Source organism: Vreelandella sp. F11 (genome assembly GCF_042466685.1).
GTDB lineage: Bacteria > Pseudomonadota > Gammaproteobacteria > Pseudomonadales > Halomonadaceae > Vreelandella.
Genome location: NZ_CP170448.1, coordinates 2,351,101 through 2,374,294, shown reverse-complemented (window position 1 = coordinate 2,374,294; position 23,194 = coordinate 2,351,101). Strand labels below are relative to the sequence as shown.

Annotated in this window: 24 protein-coding genes; 12 read left to right on the top strand and 12 right to left on the bottom strand. The window is 54.5% G+C overall.

The genetic code is table 11. The features are described 5' to 3' along the window. Positions 1 to 8 precede the first annotated feature (8 nt). Both ACFIOZ_RS10815 and ACFIOZ_RS10810 read left to right on the top strand, forming a co-directional pair. On the top strand, positions 9 to 191 hold the full coding sequence (locus ACFIOZ_RS10815) for a hypothetical protein (protein WP_386083888.1): 183 nt from the start codon (positions 9 to 11) through the stop codon (positions 189 to 191). 98 nt (positions 192 to 289) lie between these two features. Further along, positions 290 to 499, top strand: a complete 210-nt coding sequence (locus tag ACFIOZ_RS10810) for a hypothetical protein (RefSeq protein ID WP_386083886.1) — start codon at positions 290 to 292, stop codon at positions 497 to 499. Between the two features lie 95 nt (positions 500 to 594). Here ACFIOZ_RS10810 and ACFIOZ_RS10805 read toward each other — a convergent pair whose 3' ends face one another. Continuing rightward, positions 595 to 1,353 carry a dienelactone hydrolase family protein gene (locus ACFIOZ_RS10805; protein ID WP_386083884.1) on the bottom strand — a complete coding sequence of 253 codons (759 nt, stop codon included), beginning with the start codon at positions 1,351 to 1,353 and terminating at the stop codon, positions 595 to 597. Between the two features lie 175 nt (positions 1,354 to 1,528). Between ACFIOZ_RS10805 and ACFIOZ_RS10800 the strand changes: the two genes are divergently transcribed. The 5 genes from ACFIOZ_RS10800 (at position 1,529) to ACFIOZ_RS10780 (ending at position 3,722) form a co-directional block, all read left to right on the top strand. Further along, on the top strand, positions 1,529 to 2,209 hold the full coding sequence (locus tag ACFIOZ_RS10800) for a Bax inhibitor-1/YccA family protein (RefSeq protein ID WP_386083882.1): 681 nt from the start codon (positions 1,529 to 1,531) through the stop codon (positions 2,207 to 2,209). An 85-nt stretch (positions 2,210 to 2,294) separates the two neighbouring features. Then, positions 2,295 to 2,684 carry a sulfurtransferase complex subunit TusD gene (gene tusD, locus ACFIOZ_RS10795; RefSeq protein WP_386083880.1) on the top strand — a complete coding sequence of 130 codons (390 nt, stop codon included), beginning with the start codon at positions 2,295 to 2,297 and terminating at the stop codon, positions 2,682 to 2,684. 10 nt (positions 2,685 to 2,694) lie between these two features. Beyond that, on the top strand, positions 2,695 to 3,060 hold the full coding sequence (gene tusC / locus ACFIOZ_RS10790; protein ID WP_386083878.1) for a sulfurtransferase complex subunit TusC: 366 nt from the start codon (positions 2,695 to 2,697) through the stop codon (positions 3,058 to 3,060). 18 nt (positions 3,061 to 3,078) lie between these two features. Next, the gene (gene tusB / locus ACFIOZ_RS10785; protein ID WP_386083877.1) at positions 3,079 to 3,369 is read left to right on the top strand and encodes a sulfurtransferase complex subunit TusB; all 291 of its coding nucleotides are present in this window, start codon (positions 3,079 to 3,081) and stop codon (positions 3,367 to 3,369) included. Between the two features lie 2 nt (positions 3,370 to 3,371). Then, on the top strand, positions 3,372 to 3,722 hold the full coding sequence (locus ACFIOZ_RS10780; protein ID WP_386083875.1) for a TusE/DsrC/DsvC family sulfur relay protein: 351 nt from the start codon (positions 3,372 to 3,374) through the stop codon (positions 3,720 to 3,722). Between the two features lie 30 nt (positions 3,723 to 3,752). Here the strand turns inward: ACFIOZ_RS10780 and ACFIOZ_RS10775 are convergent, their stop codons facing one another. After that, the gene (locus ACFIOZ_RS10775) at positions 3,753 to 4,385 is read right to left on the bottom strand and encodes a helix-turn-helix domain-containing protein (RefSeq protein WP_386083873.1); all 633 of its coding nucleotides are present in this window, start codon (positions 4,383 to 4,385) and stop codon (positions 3,753 to 3,755) included. Positions 4,386 to 4,505: 120 nt separating this feature from the next. Continuing rightward, positions 4,506 to 5,447, bottom strand: coding sequence for a histone deacetylase family protein (locus tag ACFIOZ_RS10770; RefSeq protein ID WP_386083871.1), 942 nt, complete (start codon positions 5,445 to 5,447; stop codon positions 4,506 to 4,508). Between the two features lie 103 nt (positions 5,448 to 5,550). Here ACFIOZ_RS10770 and ACFIOZ_RS10765 point away from each other — a divergent pair, with 103 nt between their 5' ends. Then, positions 5,551 to 8,298 carry a GNAT family N-acetyltransferase gene (locus tag ACFIOZ_RS10765; RefSeq protein WP_386083869.1) on the top strand — a complete coding sequence of 916 codons (2,748 nt, stop codon included), beginning with the start codon at positions 5,551 to 5,553 and terminating at the stop codon, positions 8,296 to 8,298. Positions 8,299 to 8,401: 103 nt separating this feature from the next. Here the strand turns inward: ACFIOZ_RS10765 and pdxH are convergent, their stop codons facing one another. Further along, complete coding sequence (gene pdxH, locus ACFIOZ_RS10760; protein ID WP_386083867.1) at positions 8,402 to 9,046, bottom strand: pyridoxamine 5'-phosphate oxidase; 645 nt, start codon at positions 9,044 to 9,046, stop codon at positions 8,402 to 8,404. Between the two features lie 234 nt (positions 9,047 to 9,280). On the opposite strand from pdxH, the gene ACFIOZ_RS10755 reads away from it, so the two are divergent. After that, positions 9,281 to 9,970: a cytochrome b/b6 domain-containing protein gene (locus tag ACFIOZ_RS10755; protein WP_386083864.1), complete on the top strand. Its 690-nt coding sequence runs from the start codon at positions 9,281 to 9,283 to the stop codon at positions 9,968 to 9,970. Between the two features lies 1 nt (position 9,971). Here the strand turns inward: ACFIOZ_RS10755 and ACFIOZ_RS10750 are convergent, their stop codons facing one another. From ACFIOZ_RS10750 to ACFIOZ_RS10740, 3 genes are read right to left on the bottom strand one after another with little or no spacing between them, the layout of a single operon-like run. Then, the gene (locus ACFIOZ_RS10750; protein WP_386083862.1) at positions 9,972 to 10,361 is read right to left on the bottom strand and encodes a DUF2069 domain-containing protein; all 390 of its coding nucleotides are present in this window, start codon (positions 10,359 to 10,361) and stop codon (positions 9,972 to 9,974) included. Beyond that, entirely contained in the window at positions 10,358 to 10,981 is a 624-nt protein-coding gene (gene wrbA / locus ACFIOZ_RS10745) for an NAD(P)H:quinone oxidoreductase (protein WP_386083860.1), read from the bottom strand. Before wrbA ends, ACFIOZ_RS10750 begins: the two co-directional genes overlap by 4 nt. Positions 10,982 to 11,039: 58 nt before the next feature. After that, a complete protein-coding gene (locus ACFIOZ_RS10740) occupies positions 11,040 to 11,510 on the bottom strand; it encodes a gamma-glutamylcyclotransferase family protein (RefSeq protein ID WP_386083858.1) in 471 nt (156 codons plus the stop codon). A gap of 171 nt (positions 11,511 to 11,681) precedes the next feature. On the opposite strand from ACFIOZ_RS10740, the gene smrA reads away from it, so the two are divergent. Further along, a complete protein-coding gene (smrA, locus tag ACFIOZ_RS10735; RefSeq protein WP_386083857.1) occupies positions 11,682 to 12,272 on the top strand; it encodes a DNA endonuclease SmrA in 591 nt (196 codons plus the stop codon). 81 nt (positions 12,273 to 12,353) lie between these two features. On the opposite strand, the gene ACFIOZ_RS10730 is transcribed toward smrA, so the two are convergent. The 4 genes from ACFIOZ_RS10730 to metH all read right to left on the bottom strand — a co-directional run bounded on the left by ACFIOZ_RS10730 (position 12,354) and on the right by metH (position 19,731). Next, complete coding sequence (locus tag ACFIOZ_RS10730) at positions 12,354 to 12,908, bottom strand: DUF934 domain-containing protein (RefSeq protein WP_386083855.1); 555 nt, start codon at positions 12,906 to 12,908, stop codon at positions 12,354 to 12,356. After that, entirely contained in the window at positions 12,901 to 14,553 is a 1,653-nt protein-coding gene (locus tag ACFIOZ_RS10725; protein ID WP_386083853.1) for a nitrite/sulfite reductase, read from the bottom strand. Before ACFIOZ_RS10725 ends, ACFIOZ_RS10730 begins: the two co-directional genes overlap by 8 nt. Positions 14,554 to 14,709: 156 nt before the next feature. Beyond that, entirely contained in the window at positions 14,710 to 15,981 is a 1,272-nt protein-coding gene (locus ACFIOZ_RS10720; protein WP_386084054.1) for an MATE family efflux transporter, read from the bottom strand. Between the two features lie 54 nt (positions 15,982 to 16,035). After that, positions 16,036 to 19,731, bottom strand: coding sequence for a methionine synthase (gene metH, locus ACFIOZ_RS10715; protein WP_386083851.1), 3,696 nt, complete (start codon positions 19,729 to 19,731; stop codon positions 16,036 to 16,038). A gap of 266 nt (positions 19,732 to 19,997) precedes the next feature. Between metH and nfuA the strand changes: the two genes are divergently transcribed. Beyond that, positions 19,998 to 20,621, top strand: a complete 624-nt coding sequence (nfuA, locus tag ACFIOZ_RS10710) for a Fe-S biogenesis protein NfuA (RefSeq protein WP_386083850.1) — start codon at positions 19,998 to 20,000, stop codon at positions 20,619 to 20,621. Positions 20,622 to 20,685: 64 nt separating this feature from the next. Here nfuA and ACFIOZ_RS10705 read toward each other — a convergent pair whose 3' ends face one another. Continuing rightward, the gene (locus tag ACFIOZ_RS10705; protein ID WP_386083847.1) at positions 20,686 to 21,726 is read right to left on the bottom strand and encodes a DNA-binding protein; all 1,041 of its coding nucleotides are present in this window, start codon (positions 21,724 to 21,726) and stop codon (positions 20,686 to 20,688) included. Positions 21,727 to 21,941: 215 nt separating this feature from the next. On the opposite strand from ACFIOZ_RS10705, the gene ACFIOZ_RS10700 reads away from it, so the two are divergent. Continuing rightward, positions 21,942 to 23,120, top strand: a complete 1,179-nt coding sequence (locus ACFIOZ_RS10700; protein WP_386083845.1) for a tyrosine-type recombinase/integrase — start codon at positions 21,942 to 21,944, stop codon at positions 23,118 to 23,120. The last annotated feature ends 74 nt before the right edge of the window (positions 23,121 to 23,194 follow it).

Here is a 23,194-nt window from a genome sequence, read left to right as displayed (position 1 = left end):
ATAAGCATATGGATCGTGTATTTGCGTGGGATCACCACCATAGTCAGATTGTTTACCGTATTCCCGGACATCGGTATGCAGATGGGCGAGAAGATAGCGATCTTTCCCCCGTATGGCTACCCGCGGAGGAATCAGACTTACCCGAAGGGGTGACGATTGAAGATTTGCGCAAAGTATCCGTTAAGGATTAAAGGATTAGCCGGTAAAGATCCTCGTAATTTCGAACGTTTTCAAACAGGGCATGTTAAGGCACATAAAATAAATTGTGTTTGGCTAGCGATCGGCTAATATGCAGATGCTAGCCCCCCCCATCTCTGGATATGCCGCCATGTTAAAAGGTTTAATCGTCTGTTTTGCGGTGCTATTTGCGCAACTGGCGGTACTGTATGTAATGGATGCTCGCCTCTATAATGCTTCCCAAAATGTGCGACAAACGGCGGTGACCACCGTTACGCCACATAAAGATGAAAAAGAAGACGAAGAAGAAGCCCAAAGTTAAGCAACGGGTATCTTAATACAGGCTTCAAATACGTTCTGCTGAACTGAGTATTTAGACACCCTAGCAGTGTTGAACTCTGCTAGGGTTATTTGTATTTAAAGCATTTCAGCCAACCAGTTATTGAAAGCTGTCCAAGAGCGTTCATCGGCGCGTTCATGGTAGGCATCGCTGCCAAATACGCTGAAGGCGTGGGGGGCGCCTGAATAGATACCTACCTCATAGGTGACACCTGCGGTTTCTAACTCTTCAGCCAGAGTCGCGACGTCCTCTAAGCTCACCGCACTGTCGGCACCGCCATGGGCAATAAAGATAGGAGCGGTTTCACCTGAGTAAGCTTGTCCATCGGGGGTGTTCAGTCCGCCGTGAAAACTGGCGTACGCAGCTATATTATCCGCTTCACCGGAACGCGCGATTTCTAGCGCTACCGCACCGCCAAAGCAGTACCCCATAATGACCGTTTGCTCAGCAGCGCCTTGCTCTCTAGCCTGGGCTAAACCTCCAAGAGTTAGCGAGCGCATTCTCTCTCTATCCTGGTAGAGTCGATTGGTCGCGGCGCGTTTATCCTCGACTGCTTGAGGGCGGTTGCCTTCACCAAAAAGATCCACGGCAAAAACGTCATAGCCTTCATCGGCCAGCATATCGGCACGTTGGCGCTCATAATCATCCAGCCCATCCCAGTCATGAACGATCACTACGCTACCCTTGGCGTTGTCGGCCGCGGAGACAAAATAGCCTTGAAAATTTTCATCATTCACGCGATAGGAGATATCCTCTCCGGCAGGTGAGAAGGCCATGGCGGTCATGGAAAGCGCTAAAAGTGGCAGAGTGGTGGTGGAAAGTAGAATTTTTTTCATCGCTTTGATGTCCAAAGAAGTGTTCAACAAGCATAGACAAAGCGCGTTGGGGCGATTCAACGTTGAATAACCATTTGCTAGCCAGGCTTTGCTACATAGACAAAGGCTTGCGTCTGGAACTCGGTAACGGCATTCTTGTCAGTTGTTGGAAATACCATTTAGGGAGCATGAACACATGGCTTACAACGATTTACGTACGGCGCGTCCTCAATCGAGTGGCGTTGCCAACAGTGTTAGCACTAACAAGGTGTTGCGTAACACCTACGCGCTACTGGCAATGACGCTGCTGTTCTCAGCAGTCACAGCGGGTGCTGCTGTAGCCCTCGGTATCCAACAGATGAACATCTTTGTGTTCTTGATTGGTGCCTACGGTTTGATGTTCCTGGTTCATAAGACCGCGAACTCTGCGGCCGGTTTATTAGCCACGTTCGCCTTTACAGGCTTTATGGGCTTCACACTCGGGCCGATTCTATCTGCCTACCTGACCTTGCCCAATGGCGGCGCGTTGATTATGAATGCGCTGGCGATGACAGGTCTGACCTTTGTTGGTCTTTCTGCAATCGCGCTAACTACTAAGAAAGACTTTAGCTTCTTGAGCAACTTCTTGATGGCAGGTGCCATCGTATTGATACTGGCCATGGTGGCCGGAATCTTCTTTCAAATTCCTGCGCTTTCACTGATGGTATCAGCGGGTTTTGTGCTATTTGCTTCAGCTGCCATTCTGTATCAAACCAGTGAGATTATTCACCGCGCAGGTGAAACTAACTACATTCTGGCCACGGTGACGCTCTACGTATCCATCTACAACTTGTTTGTTAGCTTGTTGTCGATTTTGGGTATCATGAGCAACGATTGATCTAATCACGCGTTAGATGGCATGACAGGCCCTACTTGATAGGGCCTGTCTTTTTTTAGGCTAACCGTTACCAGGTATTATGATCATGCAGTACGGCTTATTGGTGATGGGGGCGCCGTATAGCAGCCCAGCACCACACTCTGCATTACGTTTTGCTCATGCCGTTCTTGCTCGCGGGCATAAAATTGCGGGTGTGTTTTTCTATCACGATGGCGTCCATAATGCTTCATCGCTGATGGCACCACCCCAGGATGAGCTTAATCTGCGAGAAGCCTGGACTGAACTGCATCAGCAGCATGCGGTTCAGTTAGATGTCTGTATTGCCGCAGCGTTGCGGCGTGGACTGATGAGCGAATCGGAAGCCCAGCGACACGGTAAGCAGGCCTTCAATGTAGCGCCGCCTTTTGAATTGACCGGTCTAGGACAATTGCTGGAGCTACAGCAGCGCGTTGATCGCCTCATTACGTTTGCTTAAAGGAGCGCCCATGGCGACACCTGATGCGCTATTAGTGATAATTCGCCACGCCCCCCATGGCTCGAACTGGCTACGTGAAGGGTTAGATGCTGCCTTGGTTGCAGCGGCCTTTGGCCAGTCCGTGCACTTGCTATTTATGGGACAGGGTATAATGGCACTACTGAAAGAGCAGGGCAGCGGCGCGCCGGGCCAAAAAGCCACGCTACCCACCATTGATATGTTGGAAATGTATGATATTGACAAGCTTTGGGTGACCGAAGGAGCGCTGCAAGAGATGCATTTATCAGCAGACGCTCTGGTTGAGGGCGTTACAATGATAGCTGAACAGGAAGTGCCTGAGCTTTTGCAGCAACACGCCCAGATCCTGAATTTTTAGAACCCATTGAGCGCTATTATGATTCTACACATCCTTACCAAAGCGCCTGGTAGTAGTGCATCTACTCAAATGCAGCAGGCGATAGGGGGACAAGATACCGTGCTGTTGATCGAAGAAGCGGTTACTGCAGCACTGGATACCTCCTGGTCGGCATGGCAGCAGTGTCAGTCGCGAATCTTCCTGCTTTCAGAAGACCTGGCTTCCCGTGGGCTTGCCAGCGTCGCAGCTAAGAATGAGCTGCCCACACTAGAGTTGCAGGGCTTTGTGGCACTCACTGAACAGTATGAAAAGACCGTCACTTGGTATTAAGCATGTCTGAGCCGAAAATATACCGTTATCTTGATTCTCAAAAAAAATATCCGCTAGATCCGGAGGGATATCTGGTTAATCAGTCAGATTGGGAAGAAGCTGTTGCTCATTTAATGGCTGAAGAGGAGGGCATAACACTTACCGCGGAACACTGGGAACTCATCGAGCTTGTGAGGGCATTTTATCAGCGTTACGAAATGGCGCCAGCGATGAGACCGCTTGTGAAAGCCACCAAAAATGCACTGGGCGAAGAGAAGGGGCGCTCGATCTACCTGATGCAGCTTTTCCCCGGCAGCCCGGCAAAGCGAATTGCCCGCCTGGCCGGTTTACCGAAACCTACCAACTGCCTATAACCAGACTGCATGCCCGCTGGTTTTCCAACCCTAGGCCACATCACCACGTGTGCAGACCGATAAAACAACGGCATCTTCCGGACTGGTGGATACCAGGGCGTGGCCCATATCGCTATCGAAATAGATGCTGTCACCTTCGGCAAGCACTAGCGGGGCGTAAAACTCGGTGTAGAGCATAATATCGCCGTTTAGCACCATCAAAAACTCTTCGCCATCATGGCGTACCCACTGGTGGTATTCGTCAAAGCTGCGTGCCCGCACGATAGTTTTGAAGGGAATCATCCGTTTTTGAGCGAGCTGATGACCCAATAGTTCGTGCTCATAGGTGGGTGTGGGGTGCAGTTGCCCTTTGCCTTTACGGGTAAGATCCCGCCGCCCCATGGTATAACGCTCCCGCTTGGGGGGCGTAAGCAATTGAGGCAGGTCGATGTTGAGCCCGGTGGTGAGTTTCTGCACCACGCTAAAGGTGGGGGAGACTTGATCATTCTCGATTTTAGAGAGCGTGGAGCGGGCAAGGCCGGTGCGCTGGCTCACCTCTTCCAGCGTCCACTGATTAGCGAGACGAATTTGCTTGAGCCGCTCGCCTAAACGCAATGGTTCAACAAAGGGTTTGCTTCCCGATGCAATACGCAGCGCGGCATGCTCTTCAGTCGTAGCGGTCATAGGTCGTCACATTGGCTGCGTGGTCTAACGGTGCGTATCTAAAGGCGCGTGTAAACAGCCATGATATCACAGCTCAGAAGTGGCTAAGAACGACCTACAGACCCTAGAACGCTGTCGAATTTAAGGTACCTCAGAAAACGGCAGGCCCAGAAGCGCTTTTAGGTGTGCCTCCACGCCACTGGCCAGTGACTTTGGGTTATAGCCACCTTCGAGCACCGATACAATGCGGTTATCAGCGTATAGGGTGGCGATCTCCATAGCGAGATGGGTAATCCAGTAGAAGTCTTCATCCTCTAGACAGATGTCGCCCATGGGATCATCACGGTGAGCGTCAAAGCCGGCAGAAATTAGTACGAGATCGGGTTTGAACGCGTGCAGGGCAGGCAGCCAGTGGTTTTCGATAATGCGCCGAAATTCAGGGCCATCGGTACCCACTTCCAGTGGTGTATTGACAACGTTTTGCCACTCGCTGCGCAGATACCGCCAGGGGTAAAACGGATATTGGAAACTGGTGCAAATAAGCACCTCGGGATCGTTTTTAAAGATATCGATAGTGCCATTGCACTGATGCACATCGAAATCCAAAATAGCGATACGTTTAGCACCGTATTTGGCTCGCGCATGGGCCGCCCCCACGGCGATATTATTGTAAAAGCAGAACCCCATGGCATCGCTGGCTTCCGCGTGGTGGCCTGGCGGTCTAACCGCACAAAAGACATTATCCGCCTGACGCTTAAACACCTGATCCACACCGCGGATAACAGCGCCTGCTGCAACCCGTGCGGCTTGCAGGCTGTTAGGGTTCATCATGGTATCGCTGTCTAACGTAACGATACCTTCGGTGGGCAAACACTTATCCAGGGAGCGCAAGTGGCGTAAGGGGTGTACTCTGGCAAGTGCCTCTTCGCAGGCTTCCTTGGCATCGGCCTGCATGGTTTGCTGTAATAACCCAGCAAGCGATAGGCGAGCGCGAATGGCCTCCAGACGTTGAGGGCTTTCAGGATGCTCCGGCCCCATATGATGCAATGAGCAGTCTGGGTGGGTAAGGTAGGCGGTAATCATTCCAACGCTCCATTATTATTGATGTCACCTTAATCGCCTTCTGGGCCTGGGCGACAGTGTCAATAAGTCGTACAGCCGCGATTCATGTCAGGGGAGACGCATTGTGAGCACGCGCTTTTTACACCATTTTTTCGAACCTCGCACACTAGCGGTGTTTGGCGCCTCTGAAAAGCCCGCGTCATTGGGCGGTTTAGTGCTGAGAAATATTCAGGAGGGCGGCTTTAAAGGGCCGCTCTGGGCGGTCAACCTTAAAGGCTACTCCGAGGTTTTCGGGGTACCCTGCTTTAGTCGGGTAAGCGAGCTACCGGAAGTGCCCGACTTAGCCGTGGTCTGCTCGCCTATTGAAGGCGTGCCTAGTCTGATTAAAAAGCTTGGGCAGTACGGTGTCAAAGCGGCCCTGGTTCTCTCCGGCGGTGCTTACCTGGATCGGGACAAGGGTAATAAGGGCTCCATTCGCGAACGCATGTTGAGTGCGGCTCGTGTCTCCGGCATTCGAGTACTCGGCCCCGAGTGCATGGGGTTGATTGTACCGGGTAAGAAATTAAACGCCTCTTACGCCAGTCAACCGGTGAAAGCGGGCCGCGTCGCTTATCTGGGCCAGTCCGGTATGCTCGCCAACGCCATGATCGATTGGGCCGCCGGGCGAGATGTGGGCTTTTCACACCTGATTACAGTCGGCGACAGCGTAGATGTACTGCTGCCTGACCTGATCGACTACGTTAACCAATTCTCGCCCGCCCAGGCCATTATGCTGCACCTTGAGCGAATCAGCGACGCCCAGCACTTTATGACCGCCGTGCGTGATGCGTCACGTAACCGCCTGGTACTGGCGATAAAAAGTGGCCGCACCCCAGAATCGGATATTTCCGGCATGGCACCCACGCCAGGGATTGCTAACCGTGATGTGGTGTTTGATGCCGCTTTTGCACGCGCTGGGGTGGTGCGGGTAGATGACTCCGACGAGCTGCTTGATGCACTGGAAACCCTATCGCGCATGAAGCCCTTGAAGGGTGACCGCTTGGCGATCGTCTCTAACGGCCTGGGGCCTGCCATGCTGGCCATCGATAAGCTGATCAGTGCGGGCGGTAAACTGGCCGAATTTAGCGCCGAAACCCAGGCAGCGCTGCACCGCAGCGAGATCGATATGAGCAAGCCGGGCGAGAACCCGGTGGATGTGGGGGGCAACGCCTCGCCTGAGCGGTTTGTTCAAGCGCTGGAGATTGTCGCTGCAGACGCCAATGTGGATGCGGTTCTGGTCGTTCACGCGCCCACCCGTATGGCGCCATCACTCGTGACTGCCCAGGCGCTGATCGATAACCGAAAGAAGTTTCGCCGCAACCTGCTCACCAGTTGGATGGGCTTAAAAGAGGCGCTTAATGCCCGCCATATCTGTAATTTAGCGGGGATTCCGACCTATATTTCACCCGAAAAAGCCGTTAAGGCATTTATGCATATGGTGATTTATCAACGTGTTCAAGCGCTACTACAGGAGATTCCGCCAAGCCTCCCATTTACCACCAGTCCCGAAATACGTGCCCAGTGCCGCACACTGATCAAGCAGGCGAAAGAGCAGGGCAGGCAAACCTTAACCCACTCTGAAACTGCCAAAGTGCTTGAGGCCTATGGTATACCCACAGCCCCCAGCGTCTATCTTACCAATTCCGATGATGCGCTTGCTCGCGCTGGAGAAATTTCTGGCACCAAAGCACTTAAAGTGGTTCATGAGGGCAATTGCCGACCCTATCGCTACCGTAAGCACCCGCATAAAATTTCAGCAGGCTTGCTACAGGATTTGGACACCCCCGAGCAGGTAGCGGAAGGGGTTCGCCAGCTTGGTGAAAAAGTCGCTGAGAAATTCCCCGAGTACGCGATTCGCGAGTACTGTTTGCAGCCGATGCAGCGCGGCAAGCACTCGATGCAGATTTGCGCGGGTATTACCCGTGATCCGGTCTTTGGCCCGCTGATCGTGTTTGGTATTGGGGGTTATAAAGTCAATGTGCTGGCTGACCGCCAAGTGGCGCTGCCACCGCTCAATATGAGCTTGGCCGCCGATGTGGTGGGGAGAACCCACGCCGCTTCGTTAATTCGCGAACACTCCGCCGACCCAGAGCGAGACATTCAGCACCTGTGCCAAATGCTGGTCAAACTCTCGCAAATGGCGTCTGACCTTAGCGATCTGCGCGGGCTGGAAATAAATCCGCTGCTGCTGAACCGTGATGGCATGGTCGCTGTCGATTTCGCCATGGATCTTGGCACGCCATCGCGCTTTGCGATCATGCCATACCCTGAAGAGCTGCGCGAATGGGTGACGCTGAAAAACGGCTGGCAAGTGGAGGTCAGACCCATTCGTGCCGAAGATGCCCATTTGATTACTACCTTTCACCGTCAGCTCTCTGAAGAGAGTATTCGTTTCCGCTATTTCCACAATAAATCCAACCTAACCCAGCGCGACCTGTCGATTCTGTCGCATATCAATTACGACCGTCAGATGGCGTTTATTGCCGAGTATTTAGGCGACGATGGCAGCAAAGAGATGCTTGGCGTGGTGCGGGTATGGAACGATCCGGACAATATTCGTACCGAATTCTCGGTCATTATTCGCGATGATTTGCAGGGGCTGGGGATTGGCAGCCTGCTGATGAAGAAGATGATCGATTACTGCACTAACATTGGCACTCTGGAGATGATCGGCAAAATCATGGTCGACAACCATCCCATGCGGGCGCTAATGAAGCACTTGGGCTTTAAATGCCGCTATAACATGGAAGAGCAGGTGATTGATGCCGTGTTACGCCTCAACGAACCCGAAAGCGAGTGGCAACGTCACCGCCTTGAGAGCATGCCGGACTGAGCCTTTTAATTGCTTTACCTGTTTTCGTTTTACCTTTTTCGCTTTAATAACAGCAAGGCCTGCGTATAAAAACGCAGGCCTTACTGTAAACTTGTTTCAGGCGCTAAGGCGCCATGCGGAAACGGCTCCATTCACCGCCGTCGCGACGCTCAAAGCGCAGGCGGTCATGTAGGCGGCTAGGCTGGCCCTGCCAAAACTCGATCATTTCCGGGGTGATACGATAGCCACCCCAGTGGATTGGGCGGGGGATATCCTGGCCATCATAGGCTTGTTCAAAGCGCTTTTGGCGCTCTTCGATCCAGTTGCGGTCAGGAATTACCACGCTTTGAGTCGCAATCCAAGCGCCTAGCTGACTGCCGCGTGGGCGGCTGCCAAAGTACTCATCAGACTCATCTGCGGACACCTGCTCAACGGGGCCCTCAATACGCACCTGACGGGAGAGGGAAGGCCACCAGAAGGTGATGGCCGCGAAGGGCACATTGCTCAGCTCGCTACCCTTATGGCTATGGTAGTTGGTGTAAAAAACCATGCCGCGCTCATCAAATCCTTTTAACAGCACCACCCTGGCGTGGGGGCGGCCTTGGCTATCGACGGTGGCTAGTGTCATAGCATTGCCATCTGTACCCTCTTTTTCCAATGCGAGGGTGAACCATTCATCAAACAACACGAATGGATCATCGGGTGCTTGAGACTCTTCTAACTTGCCGCCTTCATAATCACGCCTGATATCGGCTATGTTACGTGTCATTGAATGCTTCTCCCTGGAGTTTCATCCATGTTCGCTGGTATGCCTTTAAAGCTCAAGTGACCGACATCAATGGATGTTAAACGCGTTGCGACTCACTGTTTTATTTTAACCAGTGTTGTGGCTTAGCGTGGTAACTATCGATTGCGGCTAACTGTCTCGCATTCTAGGAGAAAGCCAGAATTAATGCGAAACTCTCTCATTATTTCGGGCTCATCACTGCTGAGAGGTTAGGCCATGCGCGACAAGGTAGCGATAGAGGTGTGGGATGGTTGGATTCGCCTGTTCCACTGGGGATTAGTGGCGGCGGTATTGATCTCTTTTTATACCACCAAGACTAGCGGTGCGCCCTTCCTATTTCCGGTTGAAGTGCACGCCCAAGCGGGCTACGTGGTAATAGGACTACTCGTGTTCCGTTGGCTATGGGGCGCCCTGGGCAGTGTATATGCGAGATTTAGAACGTTTCTATACCCACCTGCAAAAACAGTCGCCTACTCCAAGTCACTTCTCAAGGGCCAACCAAGCGCTTATGCCAGCCATAATCCGCTGGGCGGCTGGATGGTGATGGTGATGCTGCTCTCGCTTAGTTTTCAAGCCGTGAGCGGCCTGTTTTTAAGTGACGATATCTTTTTTCAAGCACCGCTCTATGGCTTACTTGGCGACGGGGTGGGCAGCCGGCTTAGAACCCTGCATCAGCTCAATAGTGATCTGCTCATCGTGCTGATCGGGCTGCATTTAGCGGGTTTGATCGTACATCGGCTGCTGGGTGAACCACTGGTAGCGGCGATGCTGGTAGGTACCAAACGTTTTCGCCAGCAGCCTGTCGATGTACATAATGAGCCATTTAATGCTGCCACGCTGCGTTTACGCGCGTTGGGTGCATTACTTATCGCCGCTGGCGTTATCCTATGGCTTTGGTTTTATTGACCTATTGTCTTAGCTGTCGACTACGAAAGCGTGCATAGCCCATGCAACCGGCAAATAGCACCAGCGCCACAACCGCCTCCAAAATTCCACGCAGCCCTTGCCCGGGAAGGGTAATCAACATCACCCCTTGGGTGAAGTAGAGCAGGCTGACGAAGGCGAGCCAAGCGTGGCCACGTGCGCGTTTGCCTATGATCGAGGGTAAAAACAGCACCAGTGGCAAAACGAACGCAACGACAGGGCGCCAGTTAAAATCGTCGTTTTGGAGTAAAAAGCCCCGATAAATGACCAGTACCAGTAGAATGGCAAAACTGGCTAGCACCACCTGCCGACTTCTCAGAGTCAGTTTATCAAGCCCATGGCGAGCTTCTACCTCTTCCAGCCACTGCCTCATGATGCCTCCTGACGCATAGCGTGAAGTGCCAAGGCGAGTCTCGCCAGTCGTTTACCCTGGGCAGTACAGAGTTCGCGCTCGTGCTCATCGACCGAGCGGTCGCTACGTGTTCCAGCCAAGTGGCTGGCACCATAGGGCGTGCCGCCTGTACGTGTCTCTAGCAGGGTGGTTTCACTGTAGGGAACCCCTGCATAGACCATACCGTGGTGTAGCAGCGGCACCAGCATAGTGAGCAGGGTGCTCTCCTGACCTCCGTGTAGGCTTGAAGTTGAGGTGAATGCACTGGCGGGTTTGTCGATCAAAGCACCGTTCATCCACAAGCCACTGGTTGAATCGATAAAATACTTAAGCGGTGCTGCCATATTGCCAAACCGGGTGGGGCTGCCCAGTGCTAACGCGCTGCAGTTGCGCAGGTCGTCCAGGTCTGCATACACCGCGCCTTCTGCAGGAATTTCTGGGTCTATGGCTTCACAGGTCGTTGAAACCGGCGCCACTGTACGCAAACGTGCCTGAATGCCGGGTACGCTTTCTACGCCAGCCGCAATCTGTTGCGCCATGGTGGCCGTGGCACCTGAGCGGGAGTAGTAGAGAACCAGAACGTAGGGTGTCATTTCACTCATCACTATTCCTGAATGGGTTCATGGAAGCTGTCGCGGTAATGTGTCATCACATAGGTGCCTATAGTACCAGAGCTATCGGAAGCTCCGCGTACGCTACAAAGGCATTTTGTTGCTCTGGAAGGCGCTTATAGACCCAAGCACGGGTGCCATCGTCAAGGGTTAACGCCACCCGCTCATAGCGGACACCCAGCCGTTCATAGCGATCAAGGCGGGCTAACTCTTTGGCATTCACGCTCAGTACCAGGCCTTCGACACGACTGCCTGGCTGGGGCGAAAGATCGAGTCCGTTGCGCTGATAACCCTCCAGCACGGCTTCCTTTGGGGCACCTAAGCTCCCCATCACAACGAATCGGATAGGTGCATAGCGTAGCGTGCCATACACAAACACCTGATGAGTACGCTGTTCAATAGCGGGGAGTTCCTCAGGGCGGTCATAAAACCATGGACTGAGCATGGTTAACCAGAGCCATCCCGCTAGGCTGAGCAGCCCCACTGCGCTTAAAGTGACAAGACGTTTTAGCCACACCATACTGTGTCTCACTGCGAATGCTAAACAAGGGCTGGCCAGCTTGGCGCGCCAAACAGAAGATGACAAGTTCTCTGTTATCGACTTATTGAATCCGCTTATGCAAAGTGCGCGGGTTTGCTACTCTATTTATGTAAGATTGGTGCTTATTAGACCCTGCCGTAGGAGCCTGCAATGAATCAGCCACTTCGTGATGATCTGGATTTTCGTGCTCTCGTAGGCGATGTTAAACCGCTACCAGCGAGCAATCGTGCTGATCCAGGCGCTAGTCGCAAAAGCCCCTCCGAATCGCAGTTGGCCCGGCGGGAGTGGGCAGAGGAAGAGACCGGGGCGCGCAACTTCCTATCCGACGATTTTGTCGATCTGCTGCCCCCCTTTGATCCCATGGAGTATCGCCGCGAGGGCATTCAGCAGGGTGTGGTCGATAAATTAAGGCACGGTGGCTATAGCGTTCAGGCGCAGCTCCACTTGCTCAGGCGTCCCTTAACGGAGTGCCGCCGCATGCTGTTTCCCTTTATTCAGGAAGCCTACGCCCACGATTTACGCTCGGTTATGATCGTTCATGGTCGCGGGCGTGAGATAGATAGTCCTGCCAACGTACTGCGTTCGTACCTTGCCAAGTGGCTCAGCCAGTTTGAGGAAGTGCAGGCATACGTCTCCGCACAGCCTTCGGAAGGTGGCTTGGGTGCGACCTGGGTAATGCTACGTAAAAGCGATCGCGCCAAAGCCAATAATCGCGAGCGCCAGCAGAAGCGCCGGGGGTAACTGTTTATTAATAAAATGGTTTACAAATAAACAGGGCAGCCGAAGCTGCCCTGTTGGGTTTGCAAACGTCACGCACTGCGCTTACTTATCGGCAGCTAAGCGACGCTCAAATAGCGCCTGGCGCTCTTCAACATCAGGCTGGTAGCGAACGCTGATAAAGCTTAACGCGCGCAGTGCGTCCTCGGGATGCTGGTCATCACGCAGCGCCATGGCACTGAAACCACAGCGGCGCATATAATCCAGTTGGTCAACTAGCACGTCACCCACCGCACGCACTTCGCCGCTATAGCCATAGCGCTCGCGCAGCAGACGCGCGATGCTGTAGCCACGGCCATCGGTAAAGGCGGGGAAGTCGATGGCAATGGCCAACGCTTTACTCAGTTCTGCCGCAAGCTCCGTGTTGAGTTCAGTATCGCTCATCAGAAGCGGAGCCAGCTCTGTGTCTTCCTGGTTAGACTGCCATAGTGCCAGCGGCACGAACGCCGGGCGCTGCTCGGGAAGCGCGTCTTCATCGTAGGAGACACACCAGGCGTTCTCCTCCGCCAGCTCACCATTGGCAATCAGGTGATCCACATGAACCGGCGTCTGCTCAACCGCTTCAGCTTGCGCCTCATCGGGCTTATTAGGCTTAGGCATAGACACGCTCCTTAAAGGGTTTTAGACCAATACGGCGGTAAGTATCCAAGAAGCGTTCGTCCTCATGGCGCTGTGATACATAGACTTCCAATACTTTTTCAACCACATCCGGCACGTCTGAGCGGAAAAATGACGGGCCTAAAATCTTACCCAGCGAGGCATCGTCGGTGGAATTACCGCCAATGGAGATCTGGTAGAACTCTTCGCCTTTTTTATCCACGCCCAGGATGCCGATATGGCCAACATGGTGGTGGCCACAGGCATTCATACAGCCTGAGATATTCAGATCCAGCGGGCCAAGGTCATAAAGGAAGTCTAAGTCTTCAAACTTCTCCTGTAGCGCCTGGGCGATGGGAATCGATACCGCATTGGCCAAACTGCAGTAATCGCCGCCAGGGCAGCAGATAATGTCATTGAGCGTACCCACTGTCGGGTTTGCCATACCCAGCGCCTCAAGCTCTTTCCATAGCGCTTCCAGTTCATCCACCGGCACGTCAGAAAGCACCAGGTTCTGCTCGTGGGTCACGCGCACTTCACCAAAGCTGTAGCGGTCAGCTAAATCGGCCACAGCTTCCATCTGGTCGGCGGTAACGTCGCCCGGCGCGTGCTCACGGCGTTTCAGCGACAGCGTTACGGCTTTGTAGCCGGACACTTTATGATCTGTCACATTGTTGGTAACAAAACGCGCAAAGCTACGGTTTTCAGCGCGTAGCTTGTCAAACTCTTCCGTTGCGGAAGCGGCTACTGGGCGACGCTCAGGCTCAGGGAAGTGGACTTTGGCTGCATCAACGGCCGCTTGATTGAGCGTTTGCGGGCCATCTTTCAAGTGCGCCCACTCTTCATCCACGCGACGACGGAATTCTTCAATACCCAAGGCCTTAACAAGGATCTTAATACGCGCTTTAAACTTGTTATCCCGGCGACCAAACTGGTTGTAAACCCGCACGCAGGCTTCAAGATAGGTCAGCAGGTGCTGCCAGGGCAGGTCTTCGCGCACCACGTCGGCAATCATCGGGGTACGGCCAAGGCCACCACCGGCCAATACTTTTACACGCAGCTCTCCGTCACTGTTGTACCAGAGGCGCAGGCCAATATCGTGCACCTGGATGGCTGCACGGTCTTGAGCCGCACCGCTAACCGCGATTTTGAACTTACGCGGCAGGTAAGCAAACTCCGGATGCAGGGTAGACCACTGGCGGATTAGCTCGCACCAGGGACGTGGATCTTCCACCTCATCGTTGGCGATGCCAGCAAACTGGTCGCTGGTGGTGTTACGAATGCAGTTACCGCTGGTTTGAATCGCGTGCATCTGCACCTTGGCTAGATCGGCCAAAATATCCGGTACATCTTCAAGGGCAGGCCAGTTCAACTGGAGATTTTGCCGCGTGGTGAAGTGGCCGTAGCCACGGTCATAACGGCGAGTAATCTCAGCCAGAGCCCGGAGCTGACTGCCAGCCAGCATGCCGTAAGGGATCGCAATACGCAGCATGGGCGCATGGCGTTGAATATAGAGGCCGTTCTGCAACCTTAGGGGGCGAAACTCTTCTTCTCCCAAACGCCCGGCGCGGTAGCGTTCCATCTGATCACGGAACTGAGCGACACGCTCGTCAACCAGGGTTTGGTCGTGAATATCATAACGGTACATGTGGCACGATCCTGCTAAAAAGCGAAATGGTCACGTTGAGACGGACGTTAGTATAGTGTCACCTTAACGCGGGCGTTATATTCTACAAAAGAATATATAATTATCTTTTTATCTCTAAAAGCTATTAAGAAACCGCTGCAAGAGCCTGGCGGCCCATTAGAAGGCTGGGGCTAGCCAGTGGCGACGCTGCCATACCCATAAAAATCCGGCTGAGTTTATCAATCTGTAGAGCAGTTGCATAAGCCAGATACCTAATAAGCCCTGATCCAAACCGATGCCGACCCACCAGGCCATGGGTAAAAAAAGTAGCCACTGCATGCCCAGGGACAGCAGCATCACCGTGCGTTGAGCGCCAGCACCCATTAACGCCTGAGCGAGCACGAGAGCCGCCGCATCCAGCACAATCATCACGCCAGTTAACTGCAACGGGAGTTTACCCAGCGCTACTAGCTCACTGTTGGTGAAAAAGAGGGCGAGTACCTGCTCCGGCAAAAACAACATGGGTAGCGCCAGCACAACGAGTAACAGCCAAGCCACCCGCAGCGCATCCAGCCCCCAGCGGTGGGCTTCATACTGAGCATCCCGGCCTAACGCTTCGCCTACCAGGCTCATCGCCGCAACGCCTATTCCCACTCCTGGCAAAATCAGCAGCAGTGACAAATTAATCAATACGTGGCCAACCGCGACGCTGGCCGTGCCTAGTTGGCTCAAGAGCCCAATGAGTAGCGCGTAACCCGCTGCGAATAAAAACTGCTGTAAAGAGTGAGGAGCAGCAAGTGCCAGGGTAGTGCGCAGGGTAGCTATGCGTGGCAGCTGTTTCAAAAGATGGTGTAAAGAAAAGCGTTGGGAACTCACCCAGCACCACACCATCAAGCCAATAAATAGCGACAGCGTGGTTCCCGCACCCGCACCACTCGCCCCCATATGGGGTAGCCCGGCTAAACCGTAGATTAAACCAGCGCTAGCCGCTACGTTAATCAGGTGAACGGAGACGATGATACGCAAATAGAGATGCGTTTGCTGACGACCGTTCCAGTAACCACGAAAGCAGAGCGTTAACGCGATGGCGACCAGAGACACCACCCGCCAGCGGAAATAGTCCACCGCGACGCTTTGAACATCATCGGCTTGGCTAATCAAGCTCATCAGTAGCGGCGCTTGCCACCAGGCCCAGAGTGATAGCGGGAGACTTATCGCAAACCCAATTAACAGCCCCGAGTTAAGCGGGTGGGCGATATGCCTGTGGGCAGCCCCCACCCGCTGAGCCGTTTGTGACTGCACGCTGGAAGATAGGCCAAACACTACCGCGGTCAGCATAAACATGGCGTAACCGCCCACACCTACCCCCGCAAGCGCTACTTCACCTAAATGCCCCACCAGCGCAGCGTCGATCAAGTTGAGCATGCTCTGTGAAAGCATGCCCAGCATGATAGGTAAGGCAAGGCGCAACACCCTGCCATGGCGGTTTGCAAACAGCACTAATCAACTCGGGTCGTAGGAGAGTACCGGTGAGAGCCAGCGCTCCATCTCCTCCAGGGGCATCTGCTTACGCGTGGCGATGGCTTCGACCTGATCCCGGGTGATCTTACCGGTAGAGAAGTATTTCGACTGCGGGTGGGCAAAGTACCAGCCGGAAACTGCCGCCGCTGGCCACATGGCAAAGTTTTCCGTCAGCGCTAAGCCCGTGTTTTCGGTGGCATCGAGCAGCCGGAACAGCGTGGCCTTTTCGGTGTGATCGGGGCAGGCAGGGTAGCCAGGGGCAGGGCGGATGCCCTGATATTTCTCCGCTATTAAGGCATCGTTATCCAGGGTCTCTTCCGGCACGTAGCCCCAGAACTCTTTACGCACCCGCTCGTGCATACGCTCAGCAAAGGCTTCCGCAAGCCGATCCGTCAACGCCTGCACCATAATGGCATTATAGTCGTCCCCGGCCGCCTCATAGGCCTTGGATAGCTCATCAACCCCGTGGCCGGTAGTGACCGCAAAACCACCAATCCAGTCGGCTTTACCGCTCTCTTTGGGGGCAATAAAGTCGGCCAGGCTGTAGCAGATACCGTCGCGGCCTTTGGTGGTCTGTTGACGAATATGGAAGAGGCGTTCGACGACTTCACTGCGCGACTCATCCGCATAGACCTCAATGACGTCGTCATCCACGCTGTTAGCGGGCCATAGGCCAATAACGCCCCGAGCCTGAACGCGCTTCTCTTCCACCAGCTTACGCAGCATGACTTTGGCATCTTCAAACAGATTGCGCGCGGCTTCTCCGACGACCTTATCGTCGAGAATCTTGGGGTACTTGCCTGCTAGCTGCCAGCTCATAAAGAAGGGCGTCCAGTCGATGCGCTCGACCAGCTCTTCGAGGTTGTAGTCGTCAAAGGTTTTCAGCCCGAGCATATTGGGCTCAGCCGGTGTGTAGGCGCTCCAGTCGGTGCGGAAACGCCGCTTGCGTGCCTGGGTGTAGTCCAGATCCGCCGCTTTGGGGCGGCGCTTGGCGTTACGCTCACGAACCTTTTCGTACTCTTCGCGAATCTCGGCGACATAGGGTGTTTTTAAAGCCGGCGTGAGCAATTTACCCGCGACGCCCACGGCGCGGGAGGCATCGGTGACGTAAATGACCGGGTGCTCGTACTGGGGCTCAATTTTCACCGCAGTATGCGCTTTAGAGGTGGTCGCACCGCCAATCAGCAGCGGTAGATCCATGCCTCGACGCTGCATCTCTTTGGCAACGTGCACCATTTCATCCAACGACGGGGTGATCAGCCCCGAAAGGCCGATAATATCGGCGTTGTGCTCTTTGGCCGCCTGGAGAATTTTATCGGCGGGCACCATCACGCCCAAGTCAATCACTTCGTAGTTATTACACTGCAACACTACGCCAACAATATTTTTACCGATATCGTGGACATCGCCTTTGACCGTGGCCATAACGATCTTGCCTTTAGCCTTGGTCTCTTCGCTCTTCTCGGCCTCGATATAAGGGATCAGGTAAGCCACAGCCTGCTTCATGACCCTGGCTGACTTCACCACCTGTGGCAGGAACATCTTGCCATCGCCAAACAGGTCGCCCACCACGTTCATACCGTCCATCAGCGGGCCTTCGATCACCTCAATGGGCCGCTCGGCCTGGGCACGGGCCTCTTCGGTGTCATCTTCGATATAAACGGTGATACCTTTCACCAGCGCATGCTCAATACGCTTGTTGACCGGCCAACTGCGCCACTCGAGATCCTCTTTTTTCGCAGCGCCGCTGCCGTCGCCTTTATATTTATCGGCGATATCGAGAAGTCGCTCGGTGCCGTCGCTGCGCCGATTGAGCACCACGTCTTCAACCGCTTCGCGCAGCTCGGCGGGGAGGTCGTCATAAACGGCGAGCTGGCCCGCGTTGACGATACCCATGGTGAGGCCCGCACGAATGGCGTGGTAGAGAAACGCTGAGTGGATCGCTTCGCGAACCGGGTTGTTGCCCCGGAACGAGAACGAAACGTTAGACACACCGCCGGAAATCATCGCGTGGGGTAGGTTGTCGCGAATCCACTGGGTCGCCTCGATAAAGTCGACCGCGTAGTTATTGTGCTCCTCAATACCGGTGGCGATGGCAAAGATATTGGGGTCGAAGATGATGTCTTCGGCGGGGAAGCCGATCTCATCCACCAGCAGGCGGTAGGCACGCTGACAAATTTCGGTTTTACGTGCAAAGGTGTCTGCCTGCCCCTCTTCATCAAACGCCATCACCACGATGGCAGCGCCAAAGCGGCGGCACTTGGTCGCCTGCTCGCGGAAGGCGGCTTCGCCCTCCTTGAGTGAGATGGAGTTCACCACCGCTTTGCCCTGGACACACTTCAGTCCCGCTTCGATGATCTCCCACTTGGAGGAGTCGATCATAATCGGCACCCGGGCTATGTCGGGCTCACCGGCGATCAGGTTAAGAAAGCGCTCCATGGCTTCCTTGGACTCGAGCATGCCCTCGTCCATATTGATATCGATGACCTGGGCGCCATTCTCGACCTGCTCCAGAGCCACTTCCAGCGCGGTGGTGAAGTCCTCTTCCACGATCAGGCGCTTAAAGCGCGCCGATCCGGTAACGTTGGTGCGCTCACCGACGTTGACGAACAGCGAGTCGGCTTCAATATTAAACGGCTCAAGCCCGGATAGCCGACAGGCGCGGCTGCGCTCGGGAATGGCCCGCGGCGCCATATCGCGTACGGAATCGGCAATAGCGCGAATATGCTCGGGCGTCGAGCCGCAGCAGCCGCCGATAATATTGACCAAGCCGCTTGCAGCAAACTCGCTGACGATCTCCGACATCTCTTCCGGTGTCTGGTCGTACTCACCAAACTCGTTGGGCAACCCCGCGTTGGGGTGAGCGGAGACAAAGGCGTCTGCCTTGGTAGAGAGCTCTTCCAGGTAGGGGCGTAGCTCTTCCGCCCCCAGCGCACAGTTTAAGCCCACCGAGAGCGGCTGAGCGTGGCGCACCGAGTTCCAGAAGGCCTCTGTGGTTTGACCCGAAAGCGTGCGGCCAGAGGCATCGGTGATCGTCCCGGAGATCATCACCGGCAAACGCTCGCCGCGGGCATCGAACAGCTCTTCCAAGGCGTAGATGGCCGCCTTGGCATTGAGCGTATCGAAGATGGTTTCGATCATAATCAGATCGGCACCACCTGCAATTAGCGCTTCGGCGGCTTCGTAGTAGTTCTCACGCAGCTCATCAAAGGTGACGTTACGCTTGGCGGGATCATTCACATCCGGCGATAGTGAGGCGGTGCGCGAGGTGGGGCCTAATACGCCGGCCACGTAGCGGGGTACACCGGTTTCGGCGGCCACTGCATCACACACCTCACGGGCTAGGCGCGCTGACTCGCGGTTGAGTTCAACCACCAGCGATTCCATACCGTAATCAGACTGTGACAGCTGGGTGCTATTAAAGGTGTTGGTCTCAATAATGTCCGCACCTGCCTCCAGGTAGTCGCGGTGAATCCGCGTGACCACATCGGGGCAGGTGAGTGCGAGCAGATCATTATTGCCTTTAAGATCTGAGGGCCAGTCGCTGAACCGCTCGCCGCGAAAGTCTTCCTCGCTCAACTGGGCGTTCTGCAGCATGGTACCCATGCCGCCGTCCAGAATCAGGATGCGTTCAGCAAGGCGTTGGGTGAGGGTTGCGATCAAAGCACTATCAGCCATGGCAGGGGGAGTTCTCCAGCGTCACAGTCGTCAAAGGGGATGTTGTTATCGTCGGAAAAAGCAGCATCTGTCGTTTAGAGGCGCATAATGATAACAAAAGGGATAGCAAAAGGCGCCCCTGGGAAGGCTATACCCTGCATAAGGAAAGATAATTAAAATAGCCGACTAAAACAGTCGGGATTGTGTCAGTGCGCCGTTTTGCTTACCATAGACACAAATGACATGTGAAGTGGCGCCGCCACTACCACGGGAGGAAGACAGCCCTCATGACCACGACTAGCGAAAAAGAAACCAACGTCGATACCCAAGGTATTGATATTACGGATAGCGCACAAGAGTACCTGGCAGAACTGCTGGAAAAGCAGAACGTTGAGGGTATTGCGGTACGCATCTTTATTACCCAGCCGGGCACGCCCTACGCGGAAACCTGCTTGGCTTATTGCCGTCCCGGCGAAGAAGAGCCGACCGATGTGCTGCTGGAGCTCGAGAAGATCAACGTCTTTCTCGATAAAAACAGCTTAGCGTTTTTGGAAGAAGCGGTGGTGGACTTCAACGCAGATCGCATGGGCGGTCAGCTGACCATCAAAGCGCCGAACGCCAAGATGCCCAAGGTCAATGCTGATAGTCCGCTGGAAGACCGTATCAACTACGTACTTTACAGCGAAATCAACCCTGGGCTTGCAGCCCATGGCGGTGAAATCAAGCTGGTTGAGCTCACCGAGCAGCAGTATGCGGTATTGGCCTTTGGCGGTGGTTGCCAGGGCTGTGCGGCGGTCGATTTAACGCTGAAAGATGGCGTTGAGAAAACCCTGATGGAGCGTATTCCAGAGCTTGCCGGTATTCGCGACGTTACCGATCACAGCGATACCACCAACGCCTACTACCGCTAAATTAGCGATAATAAAGCTCAAAAGCCCAGCGTCAATCGCTGGGCTTTTTACGTCTACAGATTGATTACTGGGTTGGCTCACTACTCTGCTTTGAAAGCGTATCGGGGAGCGCCGTTAGCTGTGACTGAAGCGCCTCCATCCGACTCCAGAGCTTCTCTTGCCACGCTTCCTGCAGCGCGGTTTCACGCTCGGCATGCTGCTGGGCTTGGCGATCTAATGCGGCCTTCGCCTCATCTAGCTGCTCGGTTAACGTTTTTTGCTGCTTCTCCAGCGATGTAATTTGCTGCGCCTGCTCACCAAGCTGCTGCTCGCGCTCGCTGGCTTCCATCTGTAGCTCATGCAGCGCTTGCTGTTTAGTCTTTAGCTCCTGGCTCAATGTCTCAATGCGCTGCTCAGACTGCTGCAGACGTTTTTGGAAACTCTTCTCCTCCTGGGAGCGCGCCTGCTGAGCGCTATCCAGCATCGCCATCAGCCTCCCTTCGGCCGCTTCATGACGCTGCTCTTCCTGAGCTAACCGCTGCTCCCATGCGACCTGCTGTTCGCTGAGGGCTTGGCTATGCGCATCGCGCTGTACGCCAAACCGATTCTCTAGCTGTTGTTGCGCCTGCTTTAGTTGAGCGACTTCTTTCCGCGCTGTTTCAGCTTGTTGATGCCAGTGATGTTCGCTGGTTTGACTGGCGGCCAACTCTCGGTTTAACGCTTCCATCCGCTGCTCCATATGACGCAAGTGCTCGGCGAGGGCGCTTTCTCGCTGTTCAGCGTTAGCCGCCTGCTGTTTAGCCTCCTCTGCGAGCTGCTGAGCATCGGCCACCTGACGATTGGCGTCTTCACGGTAGTGGAGCAGCGCTTGATTCGCTACCTCTTGGGCTTCGCGCCAAAGCTCCCCAGCCATAGTCACCACCACTTCCGGCACGCCTTTGGGCGGCGGCACGTCACGGTTCTGCTCACGCTCGCTTCGCCACTGGCGAAAGTGATCACTAATCGTCGTGAAGCTCCCGGTGCCCAGCACATCGCGAATGCGCTGTACGCTGGGCGTGTCACCACGGGCCAGCAGGGCATCAATGGCTTGTTGAACATCGCTGTACTGAATGCCGTTGCGGGCCATGTAGTGATCCTTCCTTGAGCGCTTTTGGAACCGCCATTGTCGTGACTTACCTTTGAAAAGGCAATAATTACGTATTATGTAATACGTAAATTTATTTACGATATTAGCCATAAATTCAAGATTATCCGTATTATCTTGAATTTATGCGGTTACATGGGCACACTTCAGGCCTGAGTAAGCAAAAGACGACGAATGGGAAGAGAGTAGTGGCGGGTATGACAAACGAAGTTATTACACCCACTGGCCAACTGCAGATTTTAAAAGCGTCGGCTTTAAAAGCGTCGCCAAGTGGCAGGCGTATTGGCGCTCAAAATGATGCCCAGGCAGTGACCGCATGGCTTGATGAGTACATGGATAGCCCGCAAACCTGGAAAGCTTATCGCCGCGAGGCGGAACGGCTGCTGCTCTGGCTGGCAAGCCAGGAACTAACGCTGGCCGATATAAATCGCGAAACGCTCCGTGGCTTTGAAGCCTTTCTCGCTAACCCCCAGCCTAGCGAGCAGTGGGTAGGGCCTTCTAAACCTCGCACACACCCCGCATGGCGGCCATTTCGTGGTGCGTTATCACCTGCCAGCCGACGCCAAACCCTGGTGATACTGCAAGGAATGTATGCCTGGCTGGTGGAAGCGGGGTGGGTTAACCACAATCCGTTTCGTTTGATGCGCGATAAATCCCGCCGCCTGAATAATCAAACGCCGCGGATTGAGCGCTATCTGGAGAGTGGCCTTTGGGCGTGGCTATGGCAGTGGCTGAATAGGCCGTTAGCAAGGGAGGAGGGTAGCCGCGCCCATTTCGAGCAGGCGAGGCGGCGCTTTATTTTTGGTTTTGCCTATCTATTGGCACCACGGATTAGCGAGATGGCCGACGCGCACATGGGGGATTTCCAGCGCAGCGAAGGGCGCTGGTGGTGGCATGTGGTGGGTAAGGGCAGCAAGATAGCGCGCATTCCACTGCCCGACGATATGCTTGACTGCCTGCGTCAGTGGCGTCAAGCGCTGGGCTTGCCTGACGCTCCCAGCCAGCTGGAAGCTGAGACGCCGGTGCTGCGTGCACTGGATGGCCAACGCGGCCTGGGCCATAATCAGCTTTATCGGCTTATTCGCACTACGTTTCAGCAAGCGGCGCAAGCACTCGAAGATGACGGCGGCGCACCTGAGCATATTGCCGCGCTTAACCAGGCAACGCCGCACTGGCTACGGCATACCTCGATCACCCATCAGGCTCAATCGGGCATTAGTCTGCGCCATCTGGCCGAAAGCGCTCGCCACGCGCGCCTGGATACCACCTCACGTTATCTTCACACCGAAGACAACGAGTGGCATCGCGAGCAGCAGCGCCATCGATTGACAGTTTCAGAACACAACCTCCCTCAAGACTCCTTCGACCCGTTATAATGCCCCCAATGAACAACCTATGACTCAAAGTGTCAGTCGCCACTACAAGCCAATTCCAATAGAGAAGGAAATAG